Below are 25,325 nucleotides of genomic sequence, written 5' to 3'. Positions count from 1 at the left end.
CGTCTCAGCCGTTCTTCCGAGAGTGTAGAATCGACACCGAGTGTCCATTTAGAACCTCTCAACCACTTCTCACGTTCAGCAGTCACAATCTAGCCATAGAATACCTTTCGCTAGCGTCTAAAAGGCCCAAAGGACGTATTCACCAGAAGAGGAACGTTTCAGTCATCTCGGAACCCCTGGAACCGCTGAATCGACTGGAAGAAACCCATCACGATTGATGGACCTTACTGACCCGGTTTGAGGACTCGCCACATGACGCTCGGTCGAAACAGTGAGGTCGGCCGGGTTTCCAGTATAATGACACGGTTGAAGGCATCGGCTAAGCTGCCATCGGTGTGTGCCTTCCGGTGCAACCTGGCGACGTATCTGTTCACGAGGTTCGTTCCGAACGGTTTCGGCCCCGCCGTCTGGGAAAACTGAAAATCGGAACCGACCGCCACACTCCACGCGTCATCGACAACTCGTGCGGCTCGCTCGAAAAACCGGGGTGCGAGGTCGCCATGGTCGTCCATCGTCAGGGTATGATGTAACTGCACGGCCTCCAGTGCAGCCACTGACATCCCCTGTCCATAAATCGGATTGAAGCTGGCGATTGCATCACCAATGACGACCAGCCCCTCAGGGAACTGGTCGAGGTCTTCATAGCGGTGTCTGACAGAAGATGGGATCGGATAGTAAGAGATGTCCTCGGAAACTACCGCATGCTCATCGAGGAGACGGCTGATATCAGCGACCGGGAGACTAGCGGCGTATTCCAGAAAGCCCTCTGGATCGGTCGGAGGGTGATCCCCATGCATGCCGCCGAGCGTTAGCAACCAGCGCCTGTTTTCGATTGGAAACACAGCCGCGCCGCGCGTACGAGGAGCGTGGGGCAGTACGAGAAACGCCCGGCGATCGTTGGCAGGTCGTTCGAGGAGGACTGTGCTGTACGCAAGATCGATCGACACCTCATCGTGTGGTGGGGCCGGGCACCCATTGTTTTCCAGCCAGGCTGGCGTTCGAGATGTTCGTCCGGTGGCATCAACCACTAACTCCGCGTTGATCTCCCGTTCACCATCGGCAGTTTGCACGGTTACGCCCTCGACGGTCGAACCCTGGTCGTCAACGAGGTAGTCTCTGAAGTGGCATTCATCCTGGATGGTTACCCCATCAAGCTCCGCAACTCGTCGCTGGGTAACCTGCTCGAACACTGGCCGACTCGCAGTGTATTGAGGGATGCGAGTGGGTCCGTTTGCAAGGAAGTCCCCCACTTGGTAGAGCTTCACGTCGCTCGCAAGATCGAGCACCAGTCCACCTGCCTCGGTCACTTCGTCACTGTAGCCCGGAAAGAGAGTCTCCAAGGTCACTTGGCCAGCTTTCTGCATCACGTGGATATGACGTGCCTGTGGGATGCCTGGGCGAAGGACTGCCTCGTCGGGGAGTGAATCTTTCTCGATGAGCGTGACGGTCTCGAATCGGTCGATTAAGACCCGAGTTGCCAAAAGTCCCGCCATACTTGCTCCGACGACCACTGCGTGGCCCCTCTTCTCAGTGATCTGATCCGGATCATACGGAGGAACGGTCGCTAAGGTCATCGGGTGGCTTCCTCCCTTCCTCTATTGGCATGTGAGTATATAGCATTATCTGGATTCATGTTCGTCCCAAGTATAGCAAAGTGCCAGTGATGAACCGTGCTCTCGGATTGTATAAGCGGCCGAGCTGGCATTCTAAGTCAGCGCCCCGTCTTCGACGAACAGCAGCGGTGCTACTGCCAAGCCGAATCCACCGCGTGTCGAGGAGACCAGCAGAACACCCAATAGCATAATCATGCTCAGACACGCTGCACCGCCAACAATTGGGGCTGGGTTGTCGTCACGGTTTGGCTTCGAGGACGAGGTTGAACGGCGTCTCGGTCGCTCGACGGACCCGCGTGAACCCTCCCTCGGTGATCACCCCACGGAGACGCGCTTCGCCAGCTTGTGCGCCCAAGACGGGATCACCACCCTGGGCAAGCGCGTTCGGGACACAGGCCAACGTCGAGGCGCAGTAGAACGCCCTACCCACCGGGTTCAGGTTGTCCTCGACCTGATCGCTGGCGAACGGCTCGACCAACATCCACGTCCCGTCGTCTGCGAGCGTCTCCTGGACGTGTGCCGCCACGCCGACCGTATCACCCATGTCGTGATACGCGTCGAACATCATCACAAGGTCGTAATCGTCCCCGTTGTACTCCTTTGCGGTCGCCACCTCGAATCTAATACAGTCTGCGACACCGGCTTCTTCGGCTCGCTCACGGGCTACCTCGATCGAGTGATCATGGTAATCGATGGCAACGAACTCCGACTCGGGGTAGGCCTCGGCCATGATGATCGTCGAGACACCGTGCCCACAGCCCACATCGGCCACGCGCGCACCCTCCCTGAGTCTCGCGTCCATTCCATCGAGCGCGGGAATCCACTCGGCAACGAGATTCGTTGCATAGCCGGACCGGTAGAAGCGCTCAGTCCCGTGACACACGTCCTCGTCATGCTCGTGCCAGCCCAGGCCCTCACCGGTTCGGAAATCGGCTTCGATCTCAGAGAGGCTCTTCTGATAGCCCATCAGTCCCTGGAACCCGCCAGCGAGGAAGGCGGGGCTGTCTTCGTCGGCCAGCAGCGCCGCTTGTTCGGGTGTGAGGCTGTAGCGCCCCGTCTCGGGATCGTAAGTGACGTATCCGCCAGCCGCTCCTGCGGCGAGCCACTCGGCGACGTACGGTTCCACAGTATCGGTTCGCTCGGCCAACTCGGCGGGCAGGAGTGGTCCGCCGTCGGCCAATGCCTCGTAAAGGCCAAGCCTGTCGCCGATGACGATCAGTGGCGCGTAATAGGCCGCTCCGAGTTCGTTGACGGCCATTCCGGCAAGTTCGTCTAATTGTTCTTCGTCGATCGGTTCGTCCGCGGTAGTCGGTGGTGCCATGCCTAGAGTGTGGGCGGCAGACCTATTGGCCTCATTCACGGAAACGACGTTCGACGGTGTGAACGCCGTTTCAGGACGTGAGAGGAATTCCGCGTCGTGTGCGGGATAGAGTTACTACCCGTGCCACCAAACATCATGGTAGTAAGAACCATGGAATCTCCCGAAGACGACCAACTCACATTCAATCCACCGGCGTCGCCGATCGTAGAGGCCGTCATGCAGAATGCGCGGAACCAGCAATATCTCAGCAAGCGCCTTGACGCAGCAGGCGACCGCGCCGACCCAGACCATCTCGGCGACATCGTCCGTCACGGTCCGGTTCTCGAAGCGCTCCGAGCGGAGCCATTGGACCGCCGCGAGATTGAGGAACGTCTCGACGTCTCGCGGGCGACGAGCCACCGCTTGACGAAGTGGCTCGACGAACAGGGATTCGTCGAGAAGATTGACGGCCGGTTCCAGTTGACGGGCCGTGGCGAGGCGGTCACCGACGAGGTGCTCCGGTTTGAGGCGAACGTGAGCACCGTCCACCGGATGGGACCGCTGTTGGACGTAATCTGTCCGCATCACGCGGAGTTCGCCATCGAACCGATGATTGATTCGACCGTGACGGTCGCTGAACCGACTGTCCCGGACCGACCGGTCGAGCGGTTTATCTCGCTCGTGAGCGAGTCGGAGACGTTCCGGGGGTTCAACACGACACATCTGGCGCCATTAATGATAGGTGAGTTTTACCAGCGAGTATTCGACGGTACCAAGGCCGAACTCATTTACACGCCACGCGTCGCCGAGACACTGCGTGAAACGTATCCGACCCGCGTGACGGAGGCGGTCGATCGCGGACAGTTAACCATCCGGACCCGCGAGAAGCTCCCCTACGGACTCGCACTCTTCGATGAACGCGTTGGGCTCGGAGGATACGACGACGACACAGGGTTGATGCAGGTGTTCGTCGATACGGACTCGCCTATGGCCCGTGAGTGGGCCGAACGGGTCTACGCGTCAGTCAAGGCAGATTCTACGCCACTCAACAGTCCGGTAGAGCAGTGAGAGCTGCGGACCAGTCTAGTAACCATCGTGAACCGGGAAAGAGGATGCTGTTGGCTGCGATTGTATTTTCATCTCTTCGTGGCTTCGAACGAGATGATCTTACTTTGTTTGAATGATGGATACGCGCTCTGGGCACTGTCTAGTTACGCAATTCTGGCATAGAATGGCGTTTTAGCGGCTGTTATGGCTTCAGTTCTGATCCCAGTGATTGTTTCACCTCGTGAGATATGTGCTGAGGTAGCCGAATTTCTGCCGTTTGTAGAACAGAGTCTCGTTGTATCAGATTCTCCATGGTGGTTTTACAGTCGACATCGCAACGTCACCGTCTTCGAGTCTTGCAGTTTTTCGTATCTAGACAGTGCCGACTGCTCGATAGACCTGCTTATTGACCGTCTACGATCCTCTCAGTACCCACCGCAGAAGAGCGGAAAGATCCACTCGGGTTATACGCGGTGAGCAAGTACGCGAAGTATAATGCGTGAGGTCGTCTTCACTGTCGAGTACGAGAAAGGTGTTGATGAGGTGATGGACCTCTTCATCGAACATCCGGATCTCCACGCCCGATCAATGGAGATTCACGCGACCAGCGAGTCGGTGTGGGGAGTCGATAAGGTTGTAGGTCCAGTCGATGTCCTTGACGAATTCGATAATCGCCTATAGTAACCGTTAGAATTTTACTCAGAGACTGTTGTTGAGTGTAGTGGAGCATCTCGACGAGAAACTCAGTCTCGGAGAGATCGTGTTTCTCGCGTAGTTTCTGCAGAAACGCAGCCGCTGGATCAGTGCCATGTCGACGAAACAATGCAACGTCAAGAATCAACTTTGTCTCGATGTCTATTGCAGCATATAGCCAAGACCACTCGCCGTTGATCTTGACAGCGGTTTCGTCGATAGCGACCCGCGACGGCGAAGCCGTCGACAGGTCGGGAACGCTGTCAGCCAGCCGATGTACCTAGTGCCAGATTGCTTGATGAGAGCGTTTTACGCCGATCAAGCGAAGAATTGCTTGTGTCCCTCGAAGCGAACAACCGGTCGCATAGAGGCGGACGGCGAACACTCTGACGGGCGTCGCCGTCCGCTCACGCTCCCAAGCTTCATCAAATTCCACCGCGTAGCACCCGCTGAGCAGGTCTGCGAGCCACATTCCAAACTACCTCTACGACCTGCTCGTTTCTCAAACTGCGCTAACTAGACGGTGCCTGTTTGATGAGAGTACACGCCGATAGCGAAGGAACTCATGAACGCAGCTACACGGAGACAGCACTTATCGAGCATTTGCAAGCAGCGAACGACGCGTACCAGCACCTCCCGACGATCGCTGATCTCGAACAGTACAACGATGAGTGGAACCCGGATATCACGTCACATCCCCAAACACCACTCACTCACGCGGCCCGTCCGCCTTGACAGTGATCATCTCGAATCGGCGGGGTTCGACGATCCGTTCCTCCCGGAGACCGTCATCACCGACGTGGCGACGACGACACAGGCAGTCAATGGCCTCAGTCACCTCCCATGTATCGACGTAGGGTTCGCTACAGGTATCTTGCCGCCGACCGACAGTATCGACTTCGAAACCAGCACGGCGTCCGTGGAGCCTGTCGGTTGGATGAACACGGCGCACGGCCGCCGCTACGCCTTCGAACCTACCGCTTCGCCGCAGTCGATTTCGGTGTCGCCAAGTCGACCACTCGAGGCACGCTATCCGGACGAGCATCACGACTGTACCCTTCCGAGTGCTGACTCGACTGAACAGACTGAAGTCGGGACGACATCGAGACGACTACGGCAGGTTCGTTGCGTCCGTCCGCGGTACCACTTGGCGGAAATGTCCGTACCGGATATCCCCGGTGTGGATGCGGACGTCGACCCGTTCATCCACGAAGACTCGACGCTTGACATCTCTCTCGATGATGATGCCATTGATTTCAGTACTTCAGACACACGCCTACGAATCCAGCCGAGAGGGGTACTTCTACAATCCACGCATCAAACACGACTCTACGGAGACGTTCACACCACCTGTCCCCTACTCTAAAGTAACAATTCGGGGACTGCTAGGTGTCGAGACGGATGCGGAACCGTTCTGGTTATACACCGACACGGCGACAATTGACGCCCGAAAGCGGCTCATAACATCCCTCCACTCCAGTGCTGACGTTCCCAAGGAACTCCCGTTCACGTCGCTTAACCCGGAGCAAGCGATCATGTGGCTCGGGTTCGACTTCGATGACCTAGTAGGTGATGACGTCGGCAACAATGCATTCGACGACCTCATCTTCGAGTGCTGGCGCGACGAGACGAAACTTAAGCAATCACAGCCGATTCGTGCACTCAAAGAACCACGGAATACTTCGCCGTGCCGCTGTTCCATTCGCTACTTGAGAAGTCCGTGACATACCGGGTCATCGTCCGCCCGGCCGAGAGGGGAACAAAATACGCTTGGTCCGCGGACGAGCACCAGATCACCCTTGAGCGCCGATCGAGAGATACTCTCAAGTTCGCGATCGACGGGCACGCGACGTTCGAGATTCACGACGACGATACTGCGTCTCTGCCAATGATCGACCTCGACCGCCTCTCGAAAGTACATCTCGGTAGAGTGATTCGGTATCACTCCTGTCTCGATGGTGACGATAAAAGGCGCCTGGAAACGATTCGGCAAACAAGTGAGGTTGTACTCGGGTTCGTCAAAGGGGAGTAATCGGCGGACGCGTGTCAGTGTATGTCGGTCTCAACAGCAACCAAGGAATGAGGCAGATTCGGTACGTGGTTCGTTTCGGTCGGCTACTGAGAGAACCAGCGCAGGTTTCGTACGCGGTTCGTTTCGGTCGGCTACTGAGAGAACCAGCGCAGGTTTCGTACGCGGTTCTCCCGGCGACGGAAGACAAGCAGGAGCGGAAAGCGATCGAAGCCGCGTTGATCGCTATCGCTCATCGAGTGGCCGTCGTAGCCGCCCGTCGGTTCGCGCTGTTGGAGTGATAGACCAATAGCGATAGCCCAAAGCTTATCATCAGACTATAGAATCAGGTTGATGTGAATCGACGAACGTTATTAGTGGGAACTGGAGCAACAGTGACAAGCGTACTTGGTGGGTGCCTATCCAACGACAATGAATCGGACTCTTCTGCGAATCCAGAGGGAAGCACGGCAAACAACGAAGCGCTGAACGAAGCGTATGACCATCTTGAGACAGCCGGCAACGAATTTGAAACGCAAGCCGATGTTGCTTTCGAGACAGAACCAGAGAATCCCCTTTCCACCAGCGGGATCGAAACGGCGCTTAAGAACGTAGAGTCGGCACTGGACGACGTCAACGAGAACGAAGCGAGTGACGAACAACTGGATCGGCTGGAAAATGCCGAATATGCACTTGCCTTCTTCGAGGACGGCCTGTCGGTTTTAGTGGAACTTGAAGAAGGATTCAATGCATGGAAAACCGCGGACTCGTACGAGACCAATGATCGACATAGTGACGCTGCAGACCAAATCAAGACGGCAGCAGAACACTTCCGTGAGGCCGAATCGCTCGTTAGTGATACGAAGGCCTCGTGGGATGAGCTTGACGCCGACCAATTCGAGAGTAAGGACGTTGAATTAGCAACGGAATCAGACGATCTCGACTATCTTGAAGAGCTGTGCAACGCTTATGCTCGCTTCTCTGAAGCCACTGCTGATCTCTTTACTGGGTTAGAGTATTTTGTTGAGGGAAGTGACTTATTCGGGCAAGAACGCTTTAATGCCGCTGCGTCTGCATTCGAAGATGCAGCCAATTCCTTTGAGGCCGCAAATAACAAGTATCGTGAGGCTGAAACGGAGATGCCACAATCCTTCCGGAAGGAGTTCATTGATCAAACTTGCCGGACAGATGCAGTCTTAGAGGCTAGCAATCTCTTCACTGAGGCCAGTGAAGCAGCAGCCGAGGGAGATTGGGAAACTGCCGAAGAGAAAGCCAACAAAGCTGAGACAGCATTAGATGTCAGCTGCGGTGGTGAGACTCTATAAAGTTGAGATCGTGGCTTGTAGCGAATGACTTCTCGTTACTGAACATTTGGCACGAGTATGGCGATCGAGCAAGCGAGATCCTATAGTAATCTCCAGAAATGTCTACTCACACTCTCATTATATCTCCGAGAGACAACGAGATACGCCAATCTTCAGCAGGCGCCACTACAAAGACTTCCAAATACTACTATAGTGGACACCCCAGTTCACTTGGAGAGCGAAGGGAACCGAGGATGTGATCAGAAAGCAAAGGACTCCTCGGTTCTCGTGGCAGTACCGTCTTCTGGACACCGAACAGCCGTGCGGTGACAGCTGGGGACTACGGTGAGGCCGTTGCGAGGAATACTCGGGGACTGGGCAGCCACAGTTGGGGCCTCATCCCGCGTATCCGAGAAGTGAACGCACTGCTGGATGAAATCGATACTGCATGAAACAGTCTACGAAAGCCACCCAGAGGTCTGCTTCAAAGCGTACCACGGTGATGATCTCCCGTCAAAGAAAAGCGACGCAGACTTCAAAGCCCGGAAAGACTGTCTCATCGAGAATGGAGGCAAATCCTTCCAGCCAGTACTCAACATCGTTGAGGAGCGAGGAATAAACAGCCAATGACACCACCGAATCCAGTCAGGTCGTGTCGACGACGTCCTTGATGCTGCCATCCTTGCGCTAACAGCACACGAATCTGCCGGTACCTACTCAACCCTCCCAGACGATAGGATTCTCTCGATTATGAATTCCTAAATAAAAGTGTATCCAATGAAACTCAGGGAAGCAGCCCACCACCTGTAGTGGTTCCTGAACAAGATAGTACACCCGGATTTGGATTTATAGCTACAGCTGTAGGTAGCCTTCTGGCGATTAAATACTCTGTATCTGAGTGAGGTTTCACTCCCTAATTTCGAGCGTGTCAATGGCCTCGGCGGGCCCGACATCGTGATTGACGAGGCGGTCGGCGGCCAGCTGCCACGCTTGTCGCGAGGGTTCGGGATCGGCTTGCTCGTAGTGAATTGGGAACTCGGTCAGTGCGACTGCGACGAGGAGGTCCTCGCGGCGATCGTCCAAAGGCATCACTGCCGTTGGCCGCGGCTTCCGTGATAAAGCCCCGTCTGCGGGCGTCGTTTCTCTGCATCTTTCCGGCGCTTACGCTCCTCGCGCCATCGGAGTATTGAACAGCCAAGCTGAGGGTAGCGATGATTAGGGTTTCATTCATCCTATTCAAGCGTACTCTCGAGTAAATTCGAGATTTGGTCATACAATTTGATATGAGAAGTTTAATCTCGAGGTCGCTCTTGGTCTCGGATCCGCTCTCGATCCGCGTCGTCCCGCCGTCGGTCTCGAGAACATTGGGAGTAACGAACTCGTCGAGACCGTCGTCTACGTCGTTCTCATCGATCCACTCGGGTAGGTCTCTCCGGCGGGTGGCGAACACGGTTCGCCGGATGTGCTTACACGTCGCGTTCCGGTGGACGTAGTCCGGGCAGTCGCACGAGCCTCGGAGACTCTCGAGACGTAAGCTCTTGGGAGTTCTCTTAGGGACACCGATCGAAAGTAGGGGAGGGACCGGGCGTTTCGTGTAGTGCTGGTAGCGAAATTACCGGTCCCGCCGGTACTGACACTACGGGAACCGCCCTCCCAATCATCTGGTGGAGTTGCGTGCTACAAAACCCCCACTATCGTTATATTTCAGACTATTTGAATATACAAGAGAACAGATGAGAAAACAGTCAAAACGCGATCGGGAATCGAGCCCTGAAGAGAGTCTATATCGTTTAAAAACTAATCTCTGCGTTCATGAGCCAGTCCCGACGCCGGCCATCGATCATCGGCGAGCCGTCCTGACCGTGACCGCTCGGGAGTGAACCGGGGAGAGACACGATTCAGGAGTAGGTTGGTTATCTCAATCTTCGATACTAACGTCTATGCCTATATATTCAGAATTCTCTGCGGTGTCGGCGATCGCAGCGCCGCTGTTCTGAGCTTAACCAACACTCGAGGCGGATTCGTTAGTCCGTTGGTTAAGACCTGCAGCACTCGAGAACGGCACTCTCGATGTCTGAGTCTGGGGTGAAAGTACTACGAGTGGGGGAGCGGGACCGCTGGGGGCGGCCTCGCACTGCAGTCGGCCGTACGGACTCGAGGCGATAACCCCTGCTCCAAAAAGTGTTGATCGTTACACCCGCGAGGGTGGCGTGTAAATTCATGAATAAACCACATAACGCTTGGTAAACTTCTTTAGATGCAATCCAAATCAACTCGAGAAACGATAGCTGCGCGTAAAGTGGCCCGAGAGACGTTCTGGACCGAGTACGACAAGACCGAGTACTGCTGCCCGGATTGCGATTACGTTGGCGACGAACTCGAAGTACACCACATCGACGGCGATCCGTTCAACAACGACCTCGAGAACCTCACCGGACTCTGCCACCAGTGCCATGTACATCGGCACCGGCAGGAGTATATTGAACAGCGGTTAGGCGAGATGCGATCGGAGTTTGAAGCGCTGGCCGATTGAAAGCGCTAGGCACCACAACCGACTGTATCAAGAGTCGTTACTTGACCTCGATATCTCCCATGTCCAGACGATCTGTGTAGCTCCTATGACCTGCTGTAATTGCATCCCCAATCATATATTCGTATTGGGAGATTGTCCACGGATCACCATCAGAGTCGGGGCGATCGGGTACGGGAATGAATGCTCGATATCCATCAACTGCCACCAATACGACATGGTCGACTGGCGACTGGTTATAGACGACCCAGAAGCTATAGCTCTCGTTGTTCTCTGTATCTGGATAGCGATCAGACCACTCTTCGGAGAAGTCTTCTACCGCCTTTCGTCCTTGTTCGATTCGTAGCTGAACATCAGGTTGATACACGGCCATTTGTGACCCTAGATCGTCTGTTTTATGGAGGCCCCAGTCTGCATCATATCTCTCCCAATCTTCAGGTCTTGATTCTTGAATTTTGGGCTCTGTTGAATCGCTGTAAGGCGGTAGATTTCACTGTTTGACGGCACGTTTGATGTTGTAGACGACACACATCAGAGAAATTTCACGGAACTCTCGATACCAGCTACGCGCTCGCACGGCGTAGCCGAGCGAGCGCTTGACGGCTGAGTTGACGGTTTCGGCCATTGACCGCTGAGCGTACCGATCTTCATCAATGCGGGCGTTGTGTGCGTGATCGTACGGAGCGAAGATCCGGTGTTTGATCAGCGGGCGAATGTCGAGTTCACGGAGTCGTTCGCGGAGTTGTTGCTTGTCATAGCCCTTATCAGCGGCTAGAGACCGCAGATCGCCCGCGTTCCGGCGGGCGATCTGCTCACAGAGATCTGCGTCGCTGCCTTCTAACGTCGTCGAGCAGTGAAGATCAAGCACAGCTTGCGTTGCTGTATCGACGAGTTTGGTTACTTTGAGCGTCTGAACGCGATAATTCGTTCGTTGACAGTAGTGACGGCTTGCACGATCTCGTTCATAGAACGTAGCGTCGATCGCAGCGTGCTCAGAGAGGTCGTGTAGCTGCGCCGACTGGCACAGCAACACTCGACAAACGCTCATCTCGATCCGATCAAACGCCTTACACAGCGTAGATGGTGCGGGGAGATCGGCCGTATCAAGGCCGATCTCCCCTGTTATTTGCGGCATTTCCTTCAGCAGATCGATCGTCATTCGATAGGACGTATCGAGGTAAATCCGCAGACAATGCAGGGAAACGAGGGCATAGTCGGTGAATCCGCCGCCACCTTTCGGGGCGGCGGATTCGTCTCCATCGCCAGTAACGTTTTGAGCAATCGGCACAACTGCCCCAATGAAGCGGGAGATTTGGGTCATGAACAACTGAAGTCTCCCGCTTCAAGACCTTCGATTTAGCGAACCATTCCGCCGCTGTCTAGTGATTCAACACAGCCGAATTTTGCGTTTCAGGTCAGTTGCGCTTGGCATATTTTATGATTTGACTACCATCTTAAATTTCTACCCGTTACTGATCTACCGGCTGCATTACGACTTGTTTCAAATCGTGAGCTCACGACTCGTATCGGAACGTGAGTCGCCATCTGTTGCCGGTTTCATAATACGACCTTCATCGATGCTCAGCGCGATTATATCGATATGTTCGACTCCTTCTCCAGTACAGGTACTATCTATCTCCCACCAATATTGGGACTGATTTTCGGCGACTGCGACGTGGTTGTTCGCATCGGTGCCCTTCACTCGAGAACTAACGATCTCCGATACTATACCGAACGGTTTGTAATAGGATGCCACAGGATCAGAGCGCGTGATATTGCAATCTCGATAAGACGACGAAGCTAGAGCCGATTCTCAGACAATCATGGTCCTTGGGCCTACTCGAAGTCGTAGCCCCACTCGCGGAGCTGGTCGGCGACCTCGTCGACGTGCTCGAGGCCGACCAGGAGCGCGGCCTCGCGAAGATCGGCCTTCTTGACGGCCTCCCCAAGAGCGGTCTCAACACCGGTCCTCGTCTCACGCTGGCGATCGAGCGTCGACTGCTGAAGATGCAACTGGACAGTCTGTGCCCGCCCGTCCGTGATACTGTTGCGCTCGTAGATCCAGGGAAGGCCGCCACTCGAGGGACTGGGCGACGTCCCGCTGCTCGCGTCGTCACGATCGTCGTCGCGATCGGTGTTGGACTCCGTATCGATTGCCGTCGACGACGTCTCCGTCAGCTCCTCCTCGTCGTCTTCCTCGCGATCGTCATCGCCGAAGGGGTCGCCGGCGCTCCCACTCTTGAAGCCCGTCATGCCTCCACCCCGTGCTCGAGTTCACCGGGCTCTGGCGCGTTTGGTGCCTCGAGGCCAGCCTCGGCTTCGAGATATCGTGCGAGGCGATCGAACTGGGCGAGCGTCTCGAGCTCGTGATCACGCGGGTAGTCGCGATGATCCCGCTCGTACGTGAACGCGGAGCACTGCTCTTTCCAGCAGCCCTCGAGCAGCGACGTCCGGTCGCCAAGCACCTCCGGCGTCGGGAACTCGATCTCGTCGATGAGCTCCTTCTGGTCGTTCGTTCGTTTGAACCCGTTCGGCACTGCAGCCAGGACACCGACGTCGATGTTCAGCTGGTCGGCGAAGTTCGTCGCGAGTTCCTCGAGGCCCTCGACCGAAGCCCGTCCCTTCGCCGAGGGCTCGACAGGAATCACGAGGTTCCGCGTCGCGAAGATCGCGTTGTAGAGGTGGTCCGATTCGGTCGCCGGCGGGTCACAGATCAGAACGTCGTAGTCATCGCCGACGCCGGCTTCCTGGAGGACGCGCTGCAGCTGGGCATAGATGTTGTACGCATCGCCGAAGTCCTCGGCCTTCTTCTGTTCTCGAGCGAGGTGGTCGGCGAGGTCCGAGAGCATGTTGTGCTCCGGGACGATGTCGACGCCCTCTGCGGTTCGGATCAGGTCTTCAAACGGCCCCTTCGGGGCGTTGACCATGTGTCGCACGAGGTTGTCCGCATCGCTGCTGTCCCGATCACTGTCGACGCCAAGCAGTCGGCTGAGGTCGCCGTCCTGTGGATCTAGTGGGACGACCAGCACGTCGAGTCCGGCTCGAGCGTGCGCGACCGCCAGGTTCGCTGTCAGCGACGATTTCCCAACGCCGCCGGCCTCCGAGTACACCGTATACGAGAGCATGAGTGTCTCCGAAGAGTTACTAAGATAAGAAAGTACGTCAGACAAGTTATCTAAGAGTGATAGCTAAGTGAGTTACCTAAGAGACTAATCTAAGAATCTTAGATCTGAGTCTTAGGCCCATTTGGAAAGGACCTCAAGTCCGACAACAAGGTGTGATCAGATAGAGGTGAGCGTACATTTGACTGTCGACATGTCGATGTCGATCGCTTCTGCAACCGCCTCTCGAACGGTAAGTGGTTCGTCGCTCTCGAGCGGACTACGGTACTCGGCGATCTCGGCAAGGACGTCCGGATCGCTGAGTTGATCGATCGCCTTAATCGCATCATGATATCGTCAAACTGGATCACATCAGTCTGGGACGGGATTTCCGTTGCCGGCTCATCCAGCGCATCCAGTCCGCCTTTAGTCTGGGGCACTCAATTAGATACCATATTATCTCAACATATTATTTTAGTCATGAATTCAGTTCTTGGTGCCATAATTTTGCTTCTTCAATTGCCTTCTTTGCAGCATACTCTGGTGCATCAATATAGTTGGATAAAACAGCAACCAGATCTTCCTCAAAGTCGGTTGTAGCGATTCTGCGTAATGATGGATTCTCCAACTGATGACGGATATCGTCTTGGTTTTCGTGAATGATTTTTAGATCATCGTCTGCCACATAGCGTGACAGTAGAAACGCAATATCTCCGTCTTCTATTGCTTTTGACAAATTCACGTTGTCTCTTGCGAGTATTCTATGGACATTATTTCGCCAAGAATACGCTCTATATCGATGGCCTGGTCTATCGTTTTCCGGTTAAAGCTATGAGATTCATAATCAGTATGTGAATATACCCTCCTTAAGTCGACTGCTGATGCTTGGCAAATAACTGCTTTACTACCCTTATGCTGGTTTAAAATGTCATCTTCCACCCATTGCTGGATTTCTCGACGCCCAACTTTTGAAGGTGAATCAAAACGGTCGGGGAACCCCTTTGGCGGGATTGCATACGTGTTACCAGTAAGCATTTCTGCGTCATTATTTGTAAGAATATGGTTCTTTAAGAACTTATCTTCAGTATTCACCTCCGTATAATCATTGAAGAAGGTAATAATGATTGCCGGAAGTGGCCGCCAATATTGTTCTATTATTCTTTTTTAGATATGTTTTCGCTTCTCAAACTCCGAATCATCCACTCATAATCAGATAGCTTATCTTTTTTCTCTCCAGTTGATCACGGAGTCGTCTTTCTATTTCAAGGGCGCGTTCATTCCCTTCCAGTTCGTCACGAGAGGTTCCCTCTGAAAGAGTGATGTTCTTAATCCAACCGAATCCCTGTCTTACAGTCCAATCAGTTGCTGTCTTCAGAACCTGATTTGCAATTAGGATAAGAGCAACACCCCAACCAAACGTAAGCAGATTCCCACCACTAATCATATAATAGACAACTATACTCCCAACAAATCAAACTTGTCATATGCAGTATGGTATTGGTAGTGTTATTACTTTGAGATGGAATCAGAATGGCCCAGAAAATCAGTCATGTTCGAGCTCGCATTCCTCGAGGACGTCGACGACGTCCTCACGATGCAGGTGGACACGGCGGAACACGGTCTTCTCGTCGCCGACGTACAGCCGTTCTTGCTCGAGTGTTTTCTCATCACGCTCGTCGTCGACGACGCCGCGCAAACGGAAGGCGTAGGCTTGCGTGGTCCCGTCCGAGAAATGCGTCGCCCGAATCGCCCACTCCTCACCCCAGCGCTCGCGAGCAGCGGCCTCGAGGCGCTCGAGTGTTACCTCGCGACCGTCGAGTTCGTGGTCGACGAACCCGTCACCCATCGGTATCAGCCTCCTGTTGGCCGTCATCATCGGACGTCGATCGAGACGCCCGCCCGGCAGGCGTGTCCGGCCAGTCGTCGCGCTGATACTCCCCAGAGTGCTCGCTATTGACGTGCTCGAGGAGTTCGGCCGCGCCGCCGGCAGTGAACGAGCAGTCGTCAGGCGATGGACACGGATAGGTTCGGACGTCGCTCGAGTCGTTCTCAGTCATCGTCAACTATCTCGAGAGCGACGGCGAGGGCGATTAAATGCAGCGCCTGGTCGTACCAGATCGGGACGGTATCGTTCCACCGACGGGAGTCGACCACGAAGTGCGAGGTCCACAACAGCGCAAGGAGAGCCGCTGTGCGTCGCCACGGCCAGCCGGTCCGACGGACCACCGGCAGGAACGCAGCCGTGTAGACCGTCACGTGGGTCGCTCGAGCAAGCCGCGAGTCGAACTTCTCGGCAGCCATCCAGTCGGTCTGGAGCGGGAAGTCCCCAGCAGCGTGAGCAGCGAGGAACGCGAGGGCGTGGCGATCGTCGGTCATCGCGATCTCTCCTCATTACGTCGGTTGTTGTGGACCTGTGTGCGCCAAAACGCGAAGCAGACATAGATCAGTGCCGCCTCAGTCCCGTACGACGTGAAGAGAACCGCAAGGATCCCGCCGACGAGGCCGCCGAGCATCACCAGCTCCTCGAGGGTAGACGCCCCACGACTGGACCAGGCATCAATCATCGAGCATCTCCCCGCGTGCCTTCTCGAGCTTCCGGAATCGTCCAGATAAGCCGCCCGTATCCGGGTGGCCTTCGAGGTCTTTCACCTGCGTTCGGAACGCCGCCGTGACGATCTTGTCGGGTGCGTCCGGCTGGAGGCCGAGAACCTCGTGGGGTTCCTCGTCACCGAGGGTGTCCTTCTGCGACGGCACCGGCGGCGCCGCGATTGCCCCGCCCTCCTGGACATCACCATCGGCCGGCGGCAGCTGGGCAACCTCGTCGATATCTCGTGCAGTTTCGACGCCGCAGCGATCCGCCAGTCGGATTCGGCGGACCCAGAGTGAAATCGCACGGGCGTTCTCGCGCTGTGTCTCCCACTGGTCCACGCGATCGCAGACTGTTCATCGGCCCGACTGTCGAGGTCGCGGTAGTACGCAACGACGCCGACATCGTCCGGGTCAGCGGACTTGTGTGGGATATTCGGATCGTTTGCGTAGTGCGTCCCGGCGGTCTCGATCTGGACGTCGGTCTTCCCCCAGCGCTCGAGTTCCTCGACGATCGACTCGAACGCCTCGCGGTGGGTGAGCGAGAGGTCGCCAGGATACGGTTCGCGGTCATCCAAGTTAGTGCGATCGTAGCCATCAGGCCACTCGAATCGTGACTTTCTTTCACTCTGCATCGGGGCTACCTCCGTGTTCAGTACCCGTGTGTTGTGAACGGTCCCCTGAGCAGAATGGGTCTATAAACGGCAAAATGGTTTCTAAAAGTTTATCTAACAGATTACAGATTTTCAAGTGGACATGGTCCAGTGTAGTCATTGCCAGACAGAACTTGAGGACAGAGGGAAGCTCCATCTTGACCGTAAGGGCTTCAGAGGCTCTCACAGAGTCGGTGACTTTTGCAGTTACTCGTGTGTGAGTTCCTACATTGAGGAGAAAAGCCTGACCGATACCGATCTGGATTAACCTATATCGTAGAGATCGTTCAATATCGCCTAAGGAATTACCAGAGTCACTCACTGGCACTCACCACCAGAACAGACGTAGAAAGGAGAGCCATCCCGATCTGTGAGATGTGCGTCATTGGGGCCAATCTCTGCACCACAGTCGTAGCACTCGACGGTCTGATCGTCATCAACATCACCCTCCAGCTTGCCCTCGATTTCGGGGACGATCTCCTCGTAGCTGAGAACCGCCTGTTCAGAGCATAGATCAATCTTACAGAAGAAAACACACATCTCGTCCTCCTGAGCGACTAACCTCATCACATCCGACTGGTGCCTCTCTAAACTGCTGTTTCCAGTCTTCGCCTCAATGAGAATCTCTTTCCTCACATCGTAGTCCGGTAGTGTGACATGGAAACTGTAGTCTGGTTCCCACGCAATCTCCTCAAGACCGTCGTCGTCCACTTTTCCGTACTTACACCGATGCTTTCCGACGTGAGAGAACCAAGTCCGTGGATGGGATTCAGAGACTTCCTCATCGGAGATGATCGAGGGGTCCTTTTTGATTTGATCTTTCAACCAGATGCCTGCTAATGACTCTCCGAAAGCACCTTTGTTTTCTTTTGCCATCTGATCAATAGACCCAAAAGATAGGACGCTGTGGATCTCTTCATTATTCATCGGCCCACCTCGTAGTTAGACAGGTTCTTACAGCCGCCTACGGATGGAACGCTCTCGTCACTCATCGTCAACCTCCTGCGCAACCGGATCGTCAGTGCCGTAGGCCACTCCGTATTTTTCTCGGAGGTCGTCAGTGCAGCTGTCGCAGAGTCGAACTTTCGACGTTTCGCCTGTCTCGATGTTGGCGACTTTCACTTCTGCCGCGAACACGATCGAATCGCATCGGTCACACGTGGGATGGTTTACCGGTGTTTCGTCACTCATCGGGATCACGCTCCTCGTAGCTCAATGAGATTGCGTCCTTGACGTCATCCTCGAGTGCCTGACTACCCTGTTCCTCAACGTAGCGCTCGTCCGTACCAACAACGGACCCGATCGCGTTCCAGATATCAGCATGGACAGACTGCCCACGGGTCAGCCAGTATGCGGCAAGCTGCCGGAAGCTCTCGGCCGGGACTTCGCAGCCCGCAGCCGTAGGATGCCCGCCGCCACCCAGCTGGGCGGCGATCTCGTGGCACCGAGCGAAGGTCTTGCGGTGGAGTGGGCGTAGATCCCGACACCGCCGTGGGGCTTGCAGATCACCGCGATGTCGTGACTGAGTTCTTCGACCAGGTCGTTCCCGATCTGGCTCGAGCGGCCGCCGCGCACGTACGTGATCGCAACCGAGTAGCCACCGACGTCGTACGCGGTCCGGTTCTCGATCGCCGACTCCTCGAGGTCGCGATCGCGCTCGAGGCGCTCGTCGATTCGCTCCTGGATGTCGTCCGGGAGGTCGGGCCCGTGCTCGAGAACGACGTCGATGTACTCCCACGGGTCGTCGACCAGTGACGCGAAGACGTTCAACCGCTCACTTCTCGGATCGTCTTTGATCCAGAGATCGATGTCCTTCGTACACTCCGCGAGGTCCTCGAGATGGGCATCGTAGTCACGGAGGCGGATCTCGTCACGGACCAGCGAGGCCGTACACTCGTCTTCATCGAGGCGGAGATCGACGCCGGCAGCCTCGAGGTCAGCGACGAGGTCGTCGTCCCACTGGTGATGGTCGTGCCACACGATGTGGCAGTCCTGAGCGTCGGCCAGATACGCGAGGTCCTCCACGCGGCCCGGGTCGTCAAGGGCAAAGTCCAAGATCCAGATCGGCGTCTCGGAGACCAGTTCGACGAGGTCCTCGAGGACGTGTTCGAACCGGAACGCGCCGTTGTAGTCGATCGGCTGGACGATGACGTCCTCATCGAAGTAGTCCGCGACAAGGGCCGCACTCGAAAGTCCATCTGCGTCCGTGTGCGTAATGATGATCATCGACTTCTTGCTGGACGAACGCAGGGACAGATTTTCCAGAGAAGGATCATGCGGTTGGGAGAGACCGCATCGAGGTTGAGCACCCACGCTAGGACGTGGGCAGCTCGCCTCTTTCGAGACGGCTCGTCCTCGACACGGTGCAAGCATTCCTGAGAGGAAGAATCCACATAACTAGTTGGATGTTCGATTAACGTTCTCTGAGCGGTGGAATTCAGGATTCAGCTATCTCCAATGAGTGGCCGAAATTCACTCCTCTTGTGTCAACTGGTGGCTCAAAATTCTCTGCTCTTTCCCATCACCCCCATTAGCTCTCAGACTGTAATTCAATTGACCACCGTAGACAATTAAACTCAGTAACGCCTTCTCCGACCAACACTTGGCAAAGACCATACCAATCCATCGATCGAACTTTTCCACATGTCACCACCATGGGACAAAGAAAAGGACCTAGAATGGTGTCCTAACTGTGAAGAAAAGTCAGCTCGAGTCGCTTGGTCTGTGACAAAGACTGGTCGCTCACAGCTACCTTTGCGGACCTGGATGACGGGGAGAGTATCACGATGAGGCGGTACTGTCGGCGATGTAGCTGGGGAGAAAGACGCTGTCTCACAGTCTCTCTAGTTGACAATGACTCCCAAATAAAGTCAGGAAGCCAGTCAGATAACCCCTCTCTTGACGACATATTCGACCAGTAGGGGGATGATTTTTTGGGACCCTCATGTATAGTAGCCGAAAAAGAACAATATGGGGGGGACACGTGCTTCTGCTCACTCCTTAGCTAGACCGTGTTAGTGAGAGAGAGCTATTTTCTCACTAGCAAGGAACCAATATGACTGTCTTGCTGCGAGGGGAAAGTCCCAGTGTTTATCTGGGGATAACGTCAGGCGGCGGCTCGACGACCGAGTGTATATACGAACATCGCAAACAATAACTGACCAGCTATTGTCAACCCGAATTCAATGGCCGATCCACCTCCAGTTGTGGTTACGTCACCTGGATCTGTCCCTACGAGGGTATAGAAGGTATACTTCAATAGAGCAAAATAGTACCCACTTGACTCGGTGAAATCGGTCGGAAGTCCATAGCGGATCGGTGTACCTTGAACTTGAACCCCGAACAACGGCAGCATGAATGTCGTGAGTAGCCCCAGAACGACAGCAACTCCCAAAACGTACAACGGTCGTTCACCATATCCCATTGACCACTTGTTGAGCACCTGTCGCAGATAGTCCCTATTGACCTGTTTTCGGCGGACTTCATTTTTCCTAATACCGAACTGACGGCGTGAACCGTGCCATGCAGTACCTGAATATGCCGCTTCGATCTTTGCGTATATCTCTTCAGCTGTTTCCAAATTCGGTAGTTCCCATCGATCCTGATTGCTGACTCGATTTTTAGAAGGACTGAAAGAGATTAGACCGAGTGACTCACTGCGGCACGCTCAAACGGCGATCTCACGACAGTGAGAGAGCCATCGCGCCAGACACGATGCGAGGCCGTCGCTCCGCTACAGGGTTGCCGCTGGACGCGGGCGGTCTCAGCCCGCGTCCAGCTGGCTATAGGTCGCCGGAATCCCGGTACAGTTCGTCGGTGCTTCCCATTTCCGCCGTAACGTGTCGTCGAGTGCGTGATCAATCCACTCGCGGAAGACCTCGAACCGGAACCAGACAGGCAGTGCTCGCCCGCCGCGCTGCGGCGTGGCGAGCACGCCCCACCGAACGATCACCCAGAGATTCCGCAACAGGAAGCTCACCAGAACGAACAACAGCCGCACGACTGGATCAGTCGTGCTGGTTCGTGCACGCGCTTCATGCATCGTTCGGAAAGCTGTCTCGATCGCTGAGCGCTTCTGGTAGAGTGCTTCGACATCTTTCGGCGTGCGATCGGTCAGATCGCACGCCACGTACGCCCGAACGAGCAAGCCGTGTTTGCCTCGATTGCCCTGCTGGTAGGAGACACAGACCGCGAGCGGGAAGCGTAGTTCCCGCTCGCTCCCCTCGTACATCACGTACTCCGTCCAGTAGGACACCGTCGTGTCGAGTTTCTCCGCCATCTGTTTTCCGCGCCGCACGACTGGAAGAGCGACTGATGCGACTGCATTCAGTCGCTCGATCGACGTTCCGTCGTAGAACCCACGATCGGCAAGAACGCCAGCGACATCAAAGGGGAGGGCCGCGACGTGGTCGAGCACTCGCTCGACCGCGTCGCTCTTCGGTTCATCACCACGAACGGGTGTGACTGCGACGACCAGTGGTTTGGCCCGGCAAAGAACGAATCCAGCAAGGTAGCGATGGCACCTCCCGGTGCCATCGCGAGGCTTCGTGTGACAAATTACGCCAGGTTCAGCGTGTGGACAGCCATGATAATGGATATCGACGAAGTCGAGGCAGATGATCCTCGGCCCAGCGCCGAGGATCATCGCCGCCTGCTGACAGAGAAGGCGGTTAGCGATTGCTTCGAGTTCAGCAGGCGGGACCGTGTGAAGTTGGGCAAGCGTGTAGTCATCGGAGTATGTTCCACGAGTGGTATCAGTGACAGCCTTGATGGATTTCTGATCGACAGCGGCCTGGAGGAGCGTCTGTCGGATAATCCCGGAGTCGAAGCCGCAGCCTTCGACTCCGGGAATCGGGATCTCAGAGAGGAGATCAAGCGCTAAGGTTTCAAGGTCAGAGGCCGTAAGAACGGTGTCTGGATGGTAGAGGCACTTCATATACCCATTCAGACGCTTCCTGAGAATCTAACCTCATCAGTCTTGACTAACTTCTGATTCGATGGGAACTACCGACAGTAAAGGAATCCCACTCCTCCGCTCTCGGTGCCTCATGCGGTCTCTCTAACGGAACTTCACTCGCGAACGTGTTGATTTTATTGATAGTATCTGTTAACTCTTGTTCGTCCTCATCCGGTAGTCCGTGAAATGGATCTACCTCGTGTTCATATACACCATTAGCTGTTTCGAGCGTAGCGGTGCCATCTGTGTACTCTTCAAAAGTATCGATCCCGTATTCTTCGATAAGGTTGTGAATCCGATCCTGACTCGGACCAATCCATTGCGCGCCTAAATCAATCGTGTAATCATCAATCACGGTTTCGCTTTTCACGCGTCCACCAACTCGATTACGTGCTTCGAGTACATGAACGTCGTATCCTTCACGAGCGAGTCGACGTGCAGCCGAAAGGCCGGCCATCCCTGCACCAACCACGGCTACATCTATCTTGTCACTTGGTAGCATTGCGTGTATCTCCTCCGGCATCGTTGAAATATCTATTGGCCTCGTTTGGAGAATGGTAATTAGTGGTTGATGAGCTTATTGATTCTGCGGTTTCGATATAGTGTACTTCACTGGACCTCTATTTACAACCATATGTATGTAATCCTAGACGGATGAGTGTCTCATATACATAATCCATAAATATAGTATAAATACTATTTTGGAAGGGCAATGATTTCGGTCAGTGATGAACATTCTTTTAGTATCTATAGTCGTAGGTCTAGTATTTTTCTTGAATAGGACGAAAGCAGCCTAAGAATTCGGTGATCAAGAGCGTTGCCACTCACTATTGGCGCTCCCGGCCCGGCTGAACACCGTCAGCCGGGCCGGATCGTCGCTAATTCATTATTCTTCTTGAATGATGGCCTCGACGCTCCATTTGTTGCTGTACAGTGCCGCGAGTTCGTTTCTGGGTCGACAGCAGTGTACAGCCAATAGCGATATTCGTCGAGTGGAATCACCGTCTTGTCGAGCGCGACGTGATTCGGCCCCTCATCATCTGCCGGCTGTAGATAGCACTTGTGAACCCAGTCATGGACTGCCTTGTGACTGTGTTCGACACCAAACTTCTCCAATTCTCGAACGGTATTCAAAAGTGAGAGGCCAGCAAGATGGAGTCGAATACCGAGCCCCATCAGCTGACGCGGTGTCCGGTCTCTCTCCACAAAACTCAAATCGATTCAGTCGCTATACCTGCTGAGGCGGTCGATTTTTGGTATGGACACCACAAAACCGTGCCGCCTCTCTCCTTTACAGATGGTTCGTCTCGAATGCGACGCATAGTTCCATTGGGTCGAAGTCGTTGACGAGCTTGTCACGGTGTGAGGCTATGATCTCTGAATGGAACTGAACAGTCCACAGCGGTGCGGTCTGGTGACGAGAACCGAACAGGCGAGCGTGATCGGCTGACGCGATGATCTCCATATCCTTCCCCGGTTCCGTCATGACGTCACTATGGAGGGAGACGACAACTGGATCGATACCGTCAAACAGCGAGTCGTCGGACAGAGTCGCCTCTACAAGTGTCGCAGTCATTCCGACTTCTTCGACAGTGCCACCGAGGGCCGAATTAACCACTTGATGGCCGAAACAGATACCGAGGGATCCATGAACGACTGTCGGATTCGTAGACGGCAGCCGTGCTACCGGTCAAGACGACCCCGTCTGCCTCATCAAGGGAGACACGTTCGCCTGCCACAAAATCGATCTCCTAGTCGGCGGGAAACTGCGCTGCCAATGCGTCACAGTGGTATTTACACTCTGGATCGACCTCATTGCAAACTACATGCAAATCCAACAAATCCATATTAGCAATAGTCATCTCTTCCAGTCTTCTTGACTAGGGGTCTTATATTTCGTATTACTCAATAATCACCGCTTGCTCCCTACAACCACCCAGCCTATCACATCGGTCCCTAGCCTCGGCGAAGTCGTATTCTTTCACAGAAGATACGCCGACAGTGACCGCATAAGAGGATGCGGACTGACCGATTTTGACTTATTTGCTCGTAAGATCGCGGAGTTTCTTACGACCTAGAGAGATTAATTCGTCAAGATAGCAAGCAGCTGTCTCTTTTGCATCTGCTGGATGAAGTTCTCCTGTTTCGAGCGCTGCTGCAAGATCGTCGTAGCACTCGTACATGCGATTTCCACCGTACTTTTCGGGCCGTCTCACGGTCACCGACTCGAATCGCGGAAACACGTAATACTCGAACAACTGAAGGACGGGATTCTCACGGTTTCCTTCAGGATCACGAGTTGGGGGACAAAATGCCGACTCGATCTTCCGCTCAATGTCTGCAGTAGAGTCTTCCATGGAGATCGTCGTTCCCTCGCTTGACGACATCTTGCCCTCGCCAGTTTCGAGATCGGCGAGGATGGGCGTGTGCAAACACGGTCGCGCCTCGTATCCCAACTCCGGCAGTTTTTCTCGGGCGAGCATGTGGACTTTCCGTTGATCGGTTCCGCCGACGGCGAGGTCGATACCGAGGAACTCGAAATCGAGTACCTGCATCAATGGGTACACTGTGTGGCTCACCGTTGCAGTTTTGCCGCTCTGGAGTTCGGCGACCGCTCGCTGGGCGCGGTTGAGCGTCATCGAGACGCCGAGTTCGTGCAGATCGAGCGAGTAGTACACTTCGAGTTGGAACTCGGACCCGTAGACGTATTCGGTCTTGTCTTCGTCGAGACCGTATGCGACGAACTGTGTCTTCATTCGCTCCGCTGTCTCGTGAATCTCCTCGAAACTGCCCTTCCCGTTGAGATGTGCGTGAACGTCTGCAAGCAGGATGACGACATCCATCCCTGCGTCCTGCAGGTCGATGAGTTTGTTCGCCGTCAGAAGGTGGCCGAGATGGAGGACACCGAACGGTTCGTAGCCAACGTAGACTCGTTTGTCTGCGAGGTCATCGGCGAGTTCACGTACCTCTTGCTCGGTGACGACTTCTTCCGTATTCCGCGTGAGTAACTCGTAGGTATTCATGCCGATTGAATCTCCTCTGACTCGGAAATCTTCAGACCGCCTAACGTGTCGATCACTGCTGTCAGCTCATTATTTAGCGTCTCGACGAATTGCTGAGCGTGATCCGTCGTCATTGCACCTGTTGGACACGGTTCGATGATGTCTTCTTCCTCAAGAACGCGCAGCGAGTATCGAATCTTGTGATGCGGGAGACCAGTCCGATTAGATAACTTGACGATGCCAATTGGTTCAGCCTGCCAAACGAGTACGAATACCTCTAAATGCCGATTGAGAACATCAACCTCTTTCTCGAGGCGGTCAATTATGGTTTGCTCGACCATACTACCTCAACCTATTCGCTGAGAGCATATAAATTAGATTAAGGTATGATATGATACCTGTATTACTAAATGCTATTCTACCACATGGTATTCACACCGATCAGTATACACCCTATAGCCAGTGATCTTTGATAGTACCCCACTGATCGACACACTACCATTCGAAAGGAAAGTTTCAACTTCGATTCTT

General features: G+C 54.7%; 29 protein-coding genes and 3 pseudogenes. 6 read left to right on the top strand and 26 right to left on the bottom strand.

Annotated elements, in window-relative coordinates:
• Positions 1-224: 224 nt before the first annotated feature.
• Both K6I40_RS02735 and K6I40_RS02730 read right to left on the bottom strand, forming a co-directional pair.
• Positions 225-1,574 carry an FAD-dependent monooxygenase gene (locus tag K6I40_RS02735; RefSeq protein WP_222912750.1) on the bottom strand — a complete coding sequence of 450 codons (1,350 nt, stop codon included), beginning with the start codon at positions 1,572-1,574 and terminating at the stop codon, positions 225-227.
• 277 nt (positions 1,575-1,851) lie between these two features.
• Positions 1,852-2,934, bottom strand: a complete 1,083-nt coding sequence (locus tag K6I40_RS02730; RefSeq protein ID WP_222912749.1) for a class I SAM-dependent methyltransferase — start codon at positions 2,932-2,934, stop codon at positions 1,852-1,854.
• Between the two features lie 150 nt (positions 2,935-3,084).
• Here K6I40_RS02730 and K6I40_RS02725 point away from each other — a divergent pair, with 150 nt between their 5' ends.
• Both K6I40_RS02725 and K6I40_RS02720 read left to right on the top strand, forming a co-directional pair.
• The gene (locus K6I40_RS02725) at positions 3,085-3,981 is read left to right on the top strand and encodes a transcriptional regulator (protein ID WP_222912748.1); all 897 of its coding nucleotides are present in this window, start codon (positions 3,085-3,087) and stop codon (positions 3,979-3,981) included.
• A gap of 474 nt (positions 3,982-4,455) precedes the next feature.
• Positions 4,456-4,629, top strand: a pseudogene (locus tag K6I40_RS02720) (transcriptional regulator); the annotation flags it as partial.
• A gap of 22 nt (positions 4,630-4,651) precedes the next feature.
• On the opposite strand, the pseudogene K6I40_RS02715 reads toward K6I40_RS02720, so the two are convergent.
• Positions 4,652-5,125: pseudogene (locus K6I40_RS02715) on the bottom strand (IS6 family transposase); the annotation flags it as partial.
• A gap of 237 nt (positions 5,126-5,362) precedes the next feature.
• Complete coding sequence (locus tag K6I40_RS27745; RefSeq protein ID WP_255681343.1) at positions 5,363-5,491, bottom strand: hypothetical protein; 129 nt, start codon at positions 5,489-5,491, stop codon at positions 5,363-5,365.
• A 385-nt stretch (positions 5,492-5,876) separates the two neighbouring features.
• Here K6I40_RS27745 and K6I40_RS02710 point away from each other — a divergent pair, with 385 nt between their 5' ends.
• The 3 genes from K6I40_RS02710 to K6I40_RS02700 all read left to right on the top strand — a co-directional run bounded on the left by K6I40_RS02710 (position 5,877) and on the right by K6I40_RS02700 (position 8,595).
• Positions 5,877-6,377, top strand: a complete 501-nt coding sequence (locus K6I40_RS02710; RefSeq protein WP_222912747.1) for a hypothetical protein — start codon at positions 5,877-5,879, stop codon at positions 6,375-6,377.
• Positions 6,378-7,017: 640 nt separating this feature from the next.
• Positions 7,018-7,986: a hypothetical protein gene (locus K6I40_RS02705; protein ID WP_222912746.1), complete on the top strand. Its 969-nt coding sequence runs from the start codon at positions 7,018-7,020 to the stop codon at positions 7,984-7,986.
• Positions 7,987-8,397: 411 nt separating this feature from the next.
• Positions 8,398-8,595 carry a hypothetical protein gene (locus K6I40_RS02700; RefSeq protein ID WP_222912745.1) on the top strand — a complete coding sequence of 66 codons (198 nt, stop codon included), beginning with the start codon at positions 8,398-8,400 and terminating at the stop codon, positions 8,593-8,595.
• Between the two features lie 276 nt (positions 8,596-8,871).
• Here K6I40_RS02700 and K6I40_RS02690 read toward each other — a convergent pair whose 3' ends face one another.
• Positions 8,872-9,054, bottom strand: coding sequence for a hypothetical protein (locus K6I40_RS02690; protein WP_222912744.1), 183 nt, complete (start codon positions 9,052-9,054; stop codon positions 8,872-8,874).
• Between the two features lie 1,210 nt (positions 9,055-10,264).
• Between K6I40_RS02690 and K6I40_RS02685 the strand changes: the two genes are divergently transcribed.
• Entirely contained in the window at positions 10,265-10,498 is a 234-nt protein-coding gene (locus K6I40_RS02685; RefSeq protein WP_222912743.1) for an HNH endonuclease signature motif containing protein, read from the top strand.
• A gap of 37 nt (positions 10,499-10,535) precedes the next feature.
• Here the strand turns inward: K6I40_RS02685 and K6I40_RS02680 are convergent, their stop codons facing one another.
• The 21 genes and pseudogenes from K6I40_RS02680 to K6I40_RS02575 form a co-directional block, all read right to left on the bottom strand.
• The gene (locus K6I40_RS02680; protein ID WP_222912742.1) at positions 10,536-10,868 is read right to left on the bottom strand and encodes a hypothetical protein; all 333 of its coding nucleotides are present in this window, start codon (positions 10,866-10,868) and stop codon (positions 10,536-10,538) included.
• Between the two features lie 117 nt (positions 10,869-10,985).
• On the bottom strand, positions 10,986-11,816 hold the full coding sequence (locus K6I40_RS02675; RefSeq protein WP_222912741.1) for an IS5 family transposase: 831 nt from the start codon (positions 11,814-11,816) through the stop codon (positions 10,986-10,988).
• Between the two features lie 515 nt (positions 11,817-12,331).
• Positions 12,332-12,748, bottom strand: a complete 417-nt coding sequence (locus tag K6I40_RS02670; protein WP_222912740.1) for a hypothetical protein — start codon at positions 12,746-12,748, stop codon at positions 12,332-12,334.
• Positions 12,745-13,620 carry a ParA family protein gene (locus K6I40_RS02665; RefSeq protein WP_222912739.1) on the bottom strand — a complete coding sequence of 292 codons (876 nt, stop codon included), beginning with the start codon at positions 13,618-13,620 and terminating at the stop codon, positions 12,745-12,747. The genes K6I40_RS02670 and K6I40_RS02665 overlap by 4 nt, the downstream gene beginning before the upstream one ends.
• 454 nt (positions 13,621-14,074) lie before the next feature.
• Positions 14,075-14,281, bottom strand: coding sequence for a hypothetical protein (locus K6I40_RS02660; RefSeq protein WP_222912738.1), 207 nt, complete (start codon positions 14,279-14,281; stop codon positions 14,075-14,077).
• Positions 14,282-14,334: 53 nt separating this feature from the next.
• Positions 14,335-14,688 (bottom strand): hypothetical protein, encoded by a 354-nt coding sequence (locus tag K6I40_RS02655; protein WP_222912737.1) that lies wholly within the window; start codon positions 14,686-14,688, stop codon positions 14,335-14,337.
• Positions 14,689-14,791: 103 nt separating this feature from the next.
• Entirely contained in the window at positions 14,792-15,040 is a 249-nt protein-coding gene (locus K6I40_RS02650) for a hypothetical protein (RefSeq protein WP_222912736.1), read from the bottom strand.
• Positions 15,041-15,139: 99 nt separating this feature from the next.
• The gene (locus K6I40_RS02645; RefSeq protein WP_222912735.1) at positions 15,140-15,442 is read right to left on the bottom strand and encodes a hypothetical protein; all 303 of its coding nucleotides are present in this window, start codon (positions 15,440-15,442) and stop codon (positions 15,140-15,142) included.
• Positions 15,435-15,653 (bottom strand): hypothetical protein, encoded by a 219-nt coding sequence (locus tag K6I40_RS02640; RefSeq protein WP_222912734.1) that lies wholly within the window; start codon positions 15,651-15,653, stop codon positions 15,435-15,437. The genes K6I40_RS02645 and K6I40_RS02640 overlap by 8 nt, the downstream gene beginning before the upstream one ends.
• Positions 15,646-15,972 carry a DUF3307 domain-containing protein gene (locus tag K6I40_RS02635; RefSeq protein WP_222912733.1) on the bottom strand — a complete coding sequence of 109 codons (327 nt, stop codon included), beginning with the start codon at positions 15,970-15,972 and terminating at the stop codon, positions 15,646-15,648. Before K6I40_RS02635 ends, K6I40_RS02640 begins: the two co-directional genes overlap by 8 nt.
• Positions 15,969-16,160 carry a hypothetical protein gene (locus K6I40_RS02630; RefSeq protein WP_222912732.1) on the bottom strand — a complete coding sequence of 64 codons (192 nt, stop codon included), beginning with the start codon at positions 16,158-16,160 and terminating at the stop codon, positions 15,969-15,971. Before K6I40_RS02630 ends, K6I40_RS02635 begins: the two co-directional genes overlap by 4 nt.
• On the bottom strand, positions 16,153-16,524 hold the full coding sequence (locus K6I40_RS27740) for a J domain-containing protein (protein ID WP_255681342.1): 372 nt from the start codon (positions 16,522-16,524) through the stop codon (positions 16,153-16,155). The genes K6I40_RS02630 and K6I40_RS27740 overlap by 8 nt, the downstream gene beginning before the upstream one ends.
• A 629-nt stretch (positions 16,525-17,153) precedes the next feature.
• Positions 17,154-17,762, bottom strand: a complete 609-nt coding sequence (locus tag K6I40_RS02615; RefSeq protein ID WP_222912730.1) for a hypothetical protein — start codon at positions 17,760-17,762, stop codon at positions 17,154-17,156.
• Positions 17,763-18,176: 414 nt separating this feature from the next.
• Positions 18,177-19,061 carry a hypothetical protein gene (locus K6I40_RS02610; protein ID WP_222912729.1) on the bottom strand — a complete coding sequence of 295 codons (885 nt, stop codon included), beginning with the start codon at positions 19,059-19,061 and terminating at the stop codon, positions 18,177-18,179.
• Between the two features lie 880 nt (positions 19,062-19,941).
• Entirely contained in the window at positions 19,942-20,415 is a 474-nt protein-coding gene (locus K6I40_RS02605; protein WP_222912728.1) for a hypothetical protein, read from the bottom strand.
• A 183-nt stretch (positions 20,416-20,598) separates the two neighbouring features.
• A complete protein-coding gene (locus tag K6I40_RS02600; RefSeq protein WP_222912727.1) occupies positions 20,599-21,771 on the bottom strand; it encodes an ISH3 family transposase in 1,173 nt (390 codons plus the stop codon).
• A gap of 46 nt (positions 21,772-21,817) precedes the next feature.
• A complete protein-coding gene (locus K6I40_RS02595) occupies positions 21,818-22,294 on the bottom strand; it encodes an FAD-dependent oxidoreductase (RefSeq protein WP_222912726.1) in 477 nt (158 codons plus the stop codon).
• Between the two features lie 440 nt (positions 22,295-22,734).
• Positions 22,735-23,013 (bottom strand): annotated as a pseudogene (locus K6I40_RS02590) (IS6 family transposase); the annotation flags it as partial.
• Between the two features lie 70 nt (positions 23,014-23,083).
• Positions 23,084-23,410 (bottom strand): hypothetical protein, encoded by a 327-nt coding sequence (locus K6I40_RS27735; RefSeq protein WP_255681340.1) that lies wholly within the window; start codon positions 23,408-23,410, stop codon positions 23,084-23,086.
• A 421-nt stretch (positions 23,411-23,831) separates the two neighbouring features.
• Positions 23,832-24,815, bottom strand: coding sequence for a tyrosine--tRNA ligase (locus K6I40_RS02580; RefSeq protein ID WP_222912725.1), 984 nt, complete (start codon positions 24,813-24,815; stop codon positions 23,832-23,834).
• Positions 24,812-25,120: a hypothetical protein gene (locus tag K6I40_RS02575; RefSeq protein WP_222913613.1), complete on the bottom strand. Its 309-nt coding sequence runs from the start codon at positions 25,118-25,120 to the stop codon at positions 24,812-24,814. Before K6I40_RS02575 ends, K6I40_RS02580 begins: the two co-directional genes overlap by 4 nt.
• Positions 25,121-25,325: the final 205 nt, after the last annotated feature.

The sequence above is a fragment of the Natrinema sp. SYSU A 869 genome, assembly GCF_019879105.1.
In the GTDB taxonomy this organism is placed as follows: domain Archaea; phylum Halobacteriota; class Halobacteria; order Halobacteriales; family Natrialbaceae; genus Natrinema.
The sequence above is the reverse complement of the archived record's forward strand: the minus strand, read 5'-3'. Positions and strand labels throughout refer to the sequence as shown.

What these genes read in the sequence shown, in the direction of transcription:
- K6I40_RS02675 (WP_222912741.1), bottom strand. Translation starts at nt 11,816, where the DNA reads ATGACCCAAATCTCCCGCTTCATTGGGGCAGTTGTGCCGATTGCTCAA.
- K6I40_RS02610 (WP_222912729.1), bottom strand. Translation starts at nt 19,061, where the DNA reads ATGATCATCATTACGCACACGGACGCAGATGGACTTTCGAGTGCGGCC.
- K6I40_RS02640 (WP_222912734.1), bottom strand. Translation starts at nt 15,653, where the DNA reads ATGACTGAGAACGACTCGAGCGACGTCCGAACCTATCCGTGTCCATCG.
- K6I40_RS02630 (WP_222912732.1), bottom strand. Translation starts at nt 16,160, where the DNA reads ATGATTGATGCCTGGTCCAGTCGTGGGGCGTCTACCCTCGAGGAGCTG.
- K6I40_RS02650 (WP_222912736.1), bottom strand. Translation starts at nt 15,040, where the DNA reads ATGATTAGTGGTGGGAATCTGCTTACGTTTGGTTGGGGTGTTGCTCTT.
- K6I40_RS02735 (WP_222912750.1), bottom strand. Translation starts at nt 1,574, where the DNA reads ATGACCTTAGCGACCGTTCCTCCGTATGATCCGGATCAGATCACTGAG.
- K6I40_RS02680 (WP_222912742.1), bottom strand. Translation starts at nt 10,868, where the DNA reads ATGGCCGTGTATCAACCTGATGTTCAGCTACGAATCGAACAAGGACGA.
- K6I40_RS02580 (WP_222912725.1), bottom strand. Translation starts at nt 24,815, where the DNA reads ATGAATACCTACGAGTTACTCACGCGGAATACGGAAGAAGTCGTCACC.
- K6I40_RS02615 (WP_222912730.1), bottom strand. Translation starts at nt 17,762, where the DNA reads ATGAATAATGAAGAGATCCACAGCGTCCTATCTTTTGGGTCTATTGAT.
- K6I40_RS02595 (WP_222912726.1), bottom strand. Translation starts at nt 22,294, where the DNA reads ATGCTACCAAGTGACAAGATAGATGTAGCCGTGGTTGGTGCAGGGATG.
- K6I40_RS02665 (WP_222912739.1), bottom strand. Translation starts at nt 13,620, where the DNA reads ATGCTCTCGTATACGGTGTACTCGGAGGCCGGCGGCGTTGGGAAATCG.
- K6I40_RS02700 (WP_222912745.1), top strand. Translation starts at nt 8,398, where the DNA reads ATGAAATCGATACTGCATGAAACAGTCTACGAAAGCCACCCAGAGGTC.
- K6I40_RS02730 (WP_222912749.1), bottom strand. Translation starts at nt 2,934, where the DNA reads ATGGCACCACCGACTACCGCGGACGAACCGATCGACGAAGAACAATTA.
- K6I40_RS02600 (WP_222912727.1), bottom strand. Translation starts at nt 21,771, where the DNA reads ATGAAGTGCCTCTACCATCCAGACACCGTTCTTACGGCCTCTGACCTT.
- K6I40_RS02725 (WP_222912748.1), top strand. Translation starts at nt 3,085, where the DNA reads ATGGAATCTCCCGAAGACGACCAACTCACATTCAATCCACCGGCGTCG.
- K6I40_RS02690 (WP_222912744.1), bottom strand. Translation starts at nt 9,054, where the DNA reads ATGCCTTTGGACGATCGCCGCGAGGACCTCCTCGTCGCAGTCGCACTG.
- K6I40_RS02670 (WP_222912740.1), bottom strand. Translation starts at nt 12,748, where the DNA reads ATGACGGGCTTCAAGAGTGGGAGCGCCGGCGACCCCTTCGGCGATGAC.
- K6I40_RS02635 (WP_222912733.1), bottom strand. Translation starts at nt 15,972, where the DNA reads ATGACCGACGATCGCCACGCCCTCGCGTTCCTCGCTGCTCACGCTGCT.
- K6I40_RS02645 (WP_222912735.1), bottom strand. Translation starts at nt 15,442, where the DNA reads ATGGGTGACGGGTTCGTCGACCACGAACTCGACGGTCGCGAGGTAACA.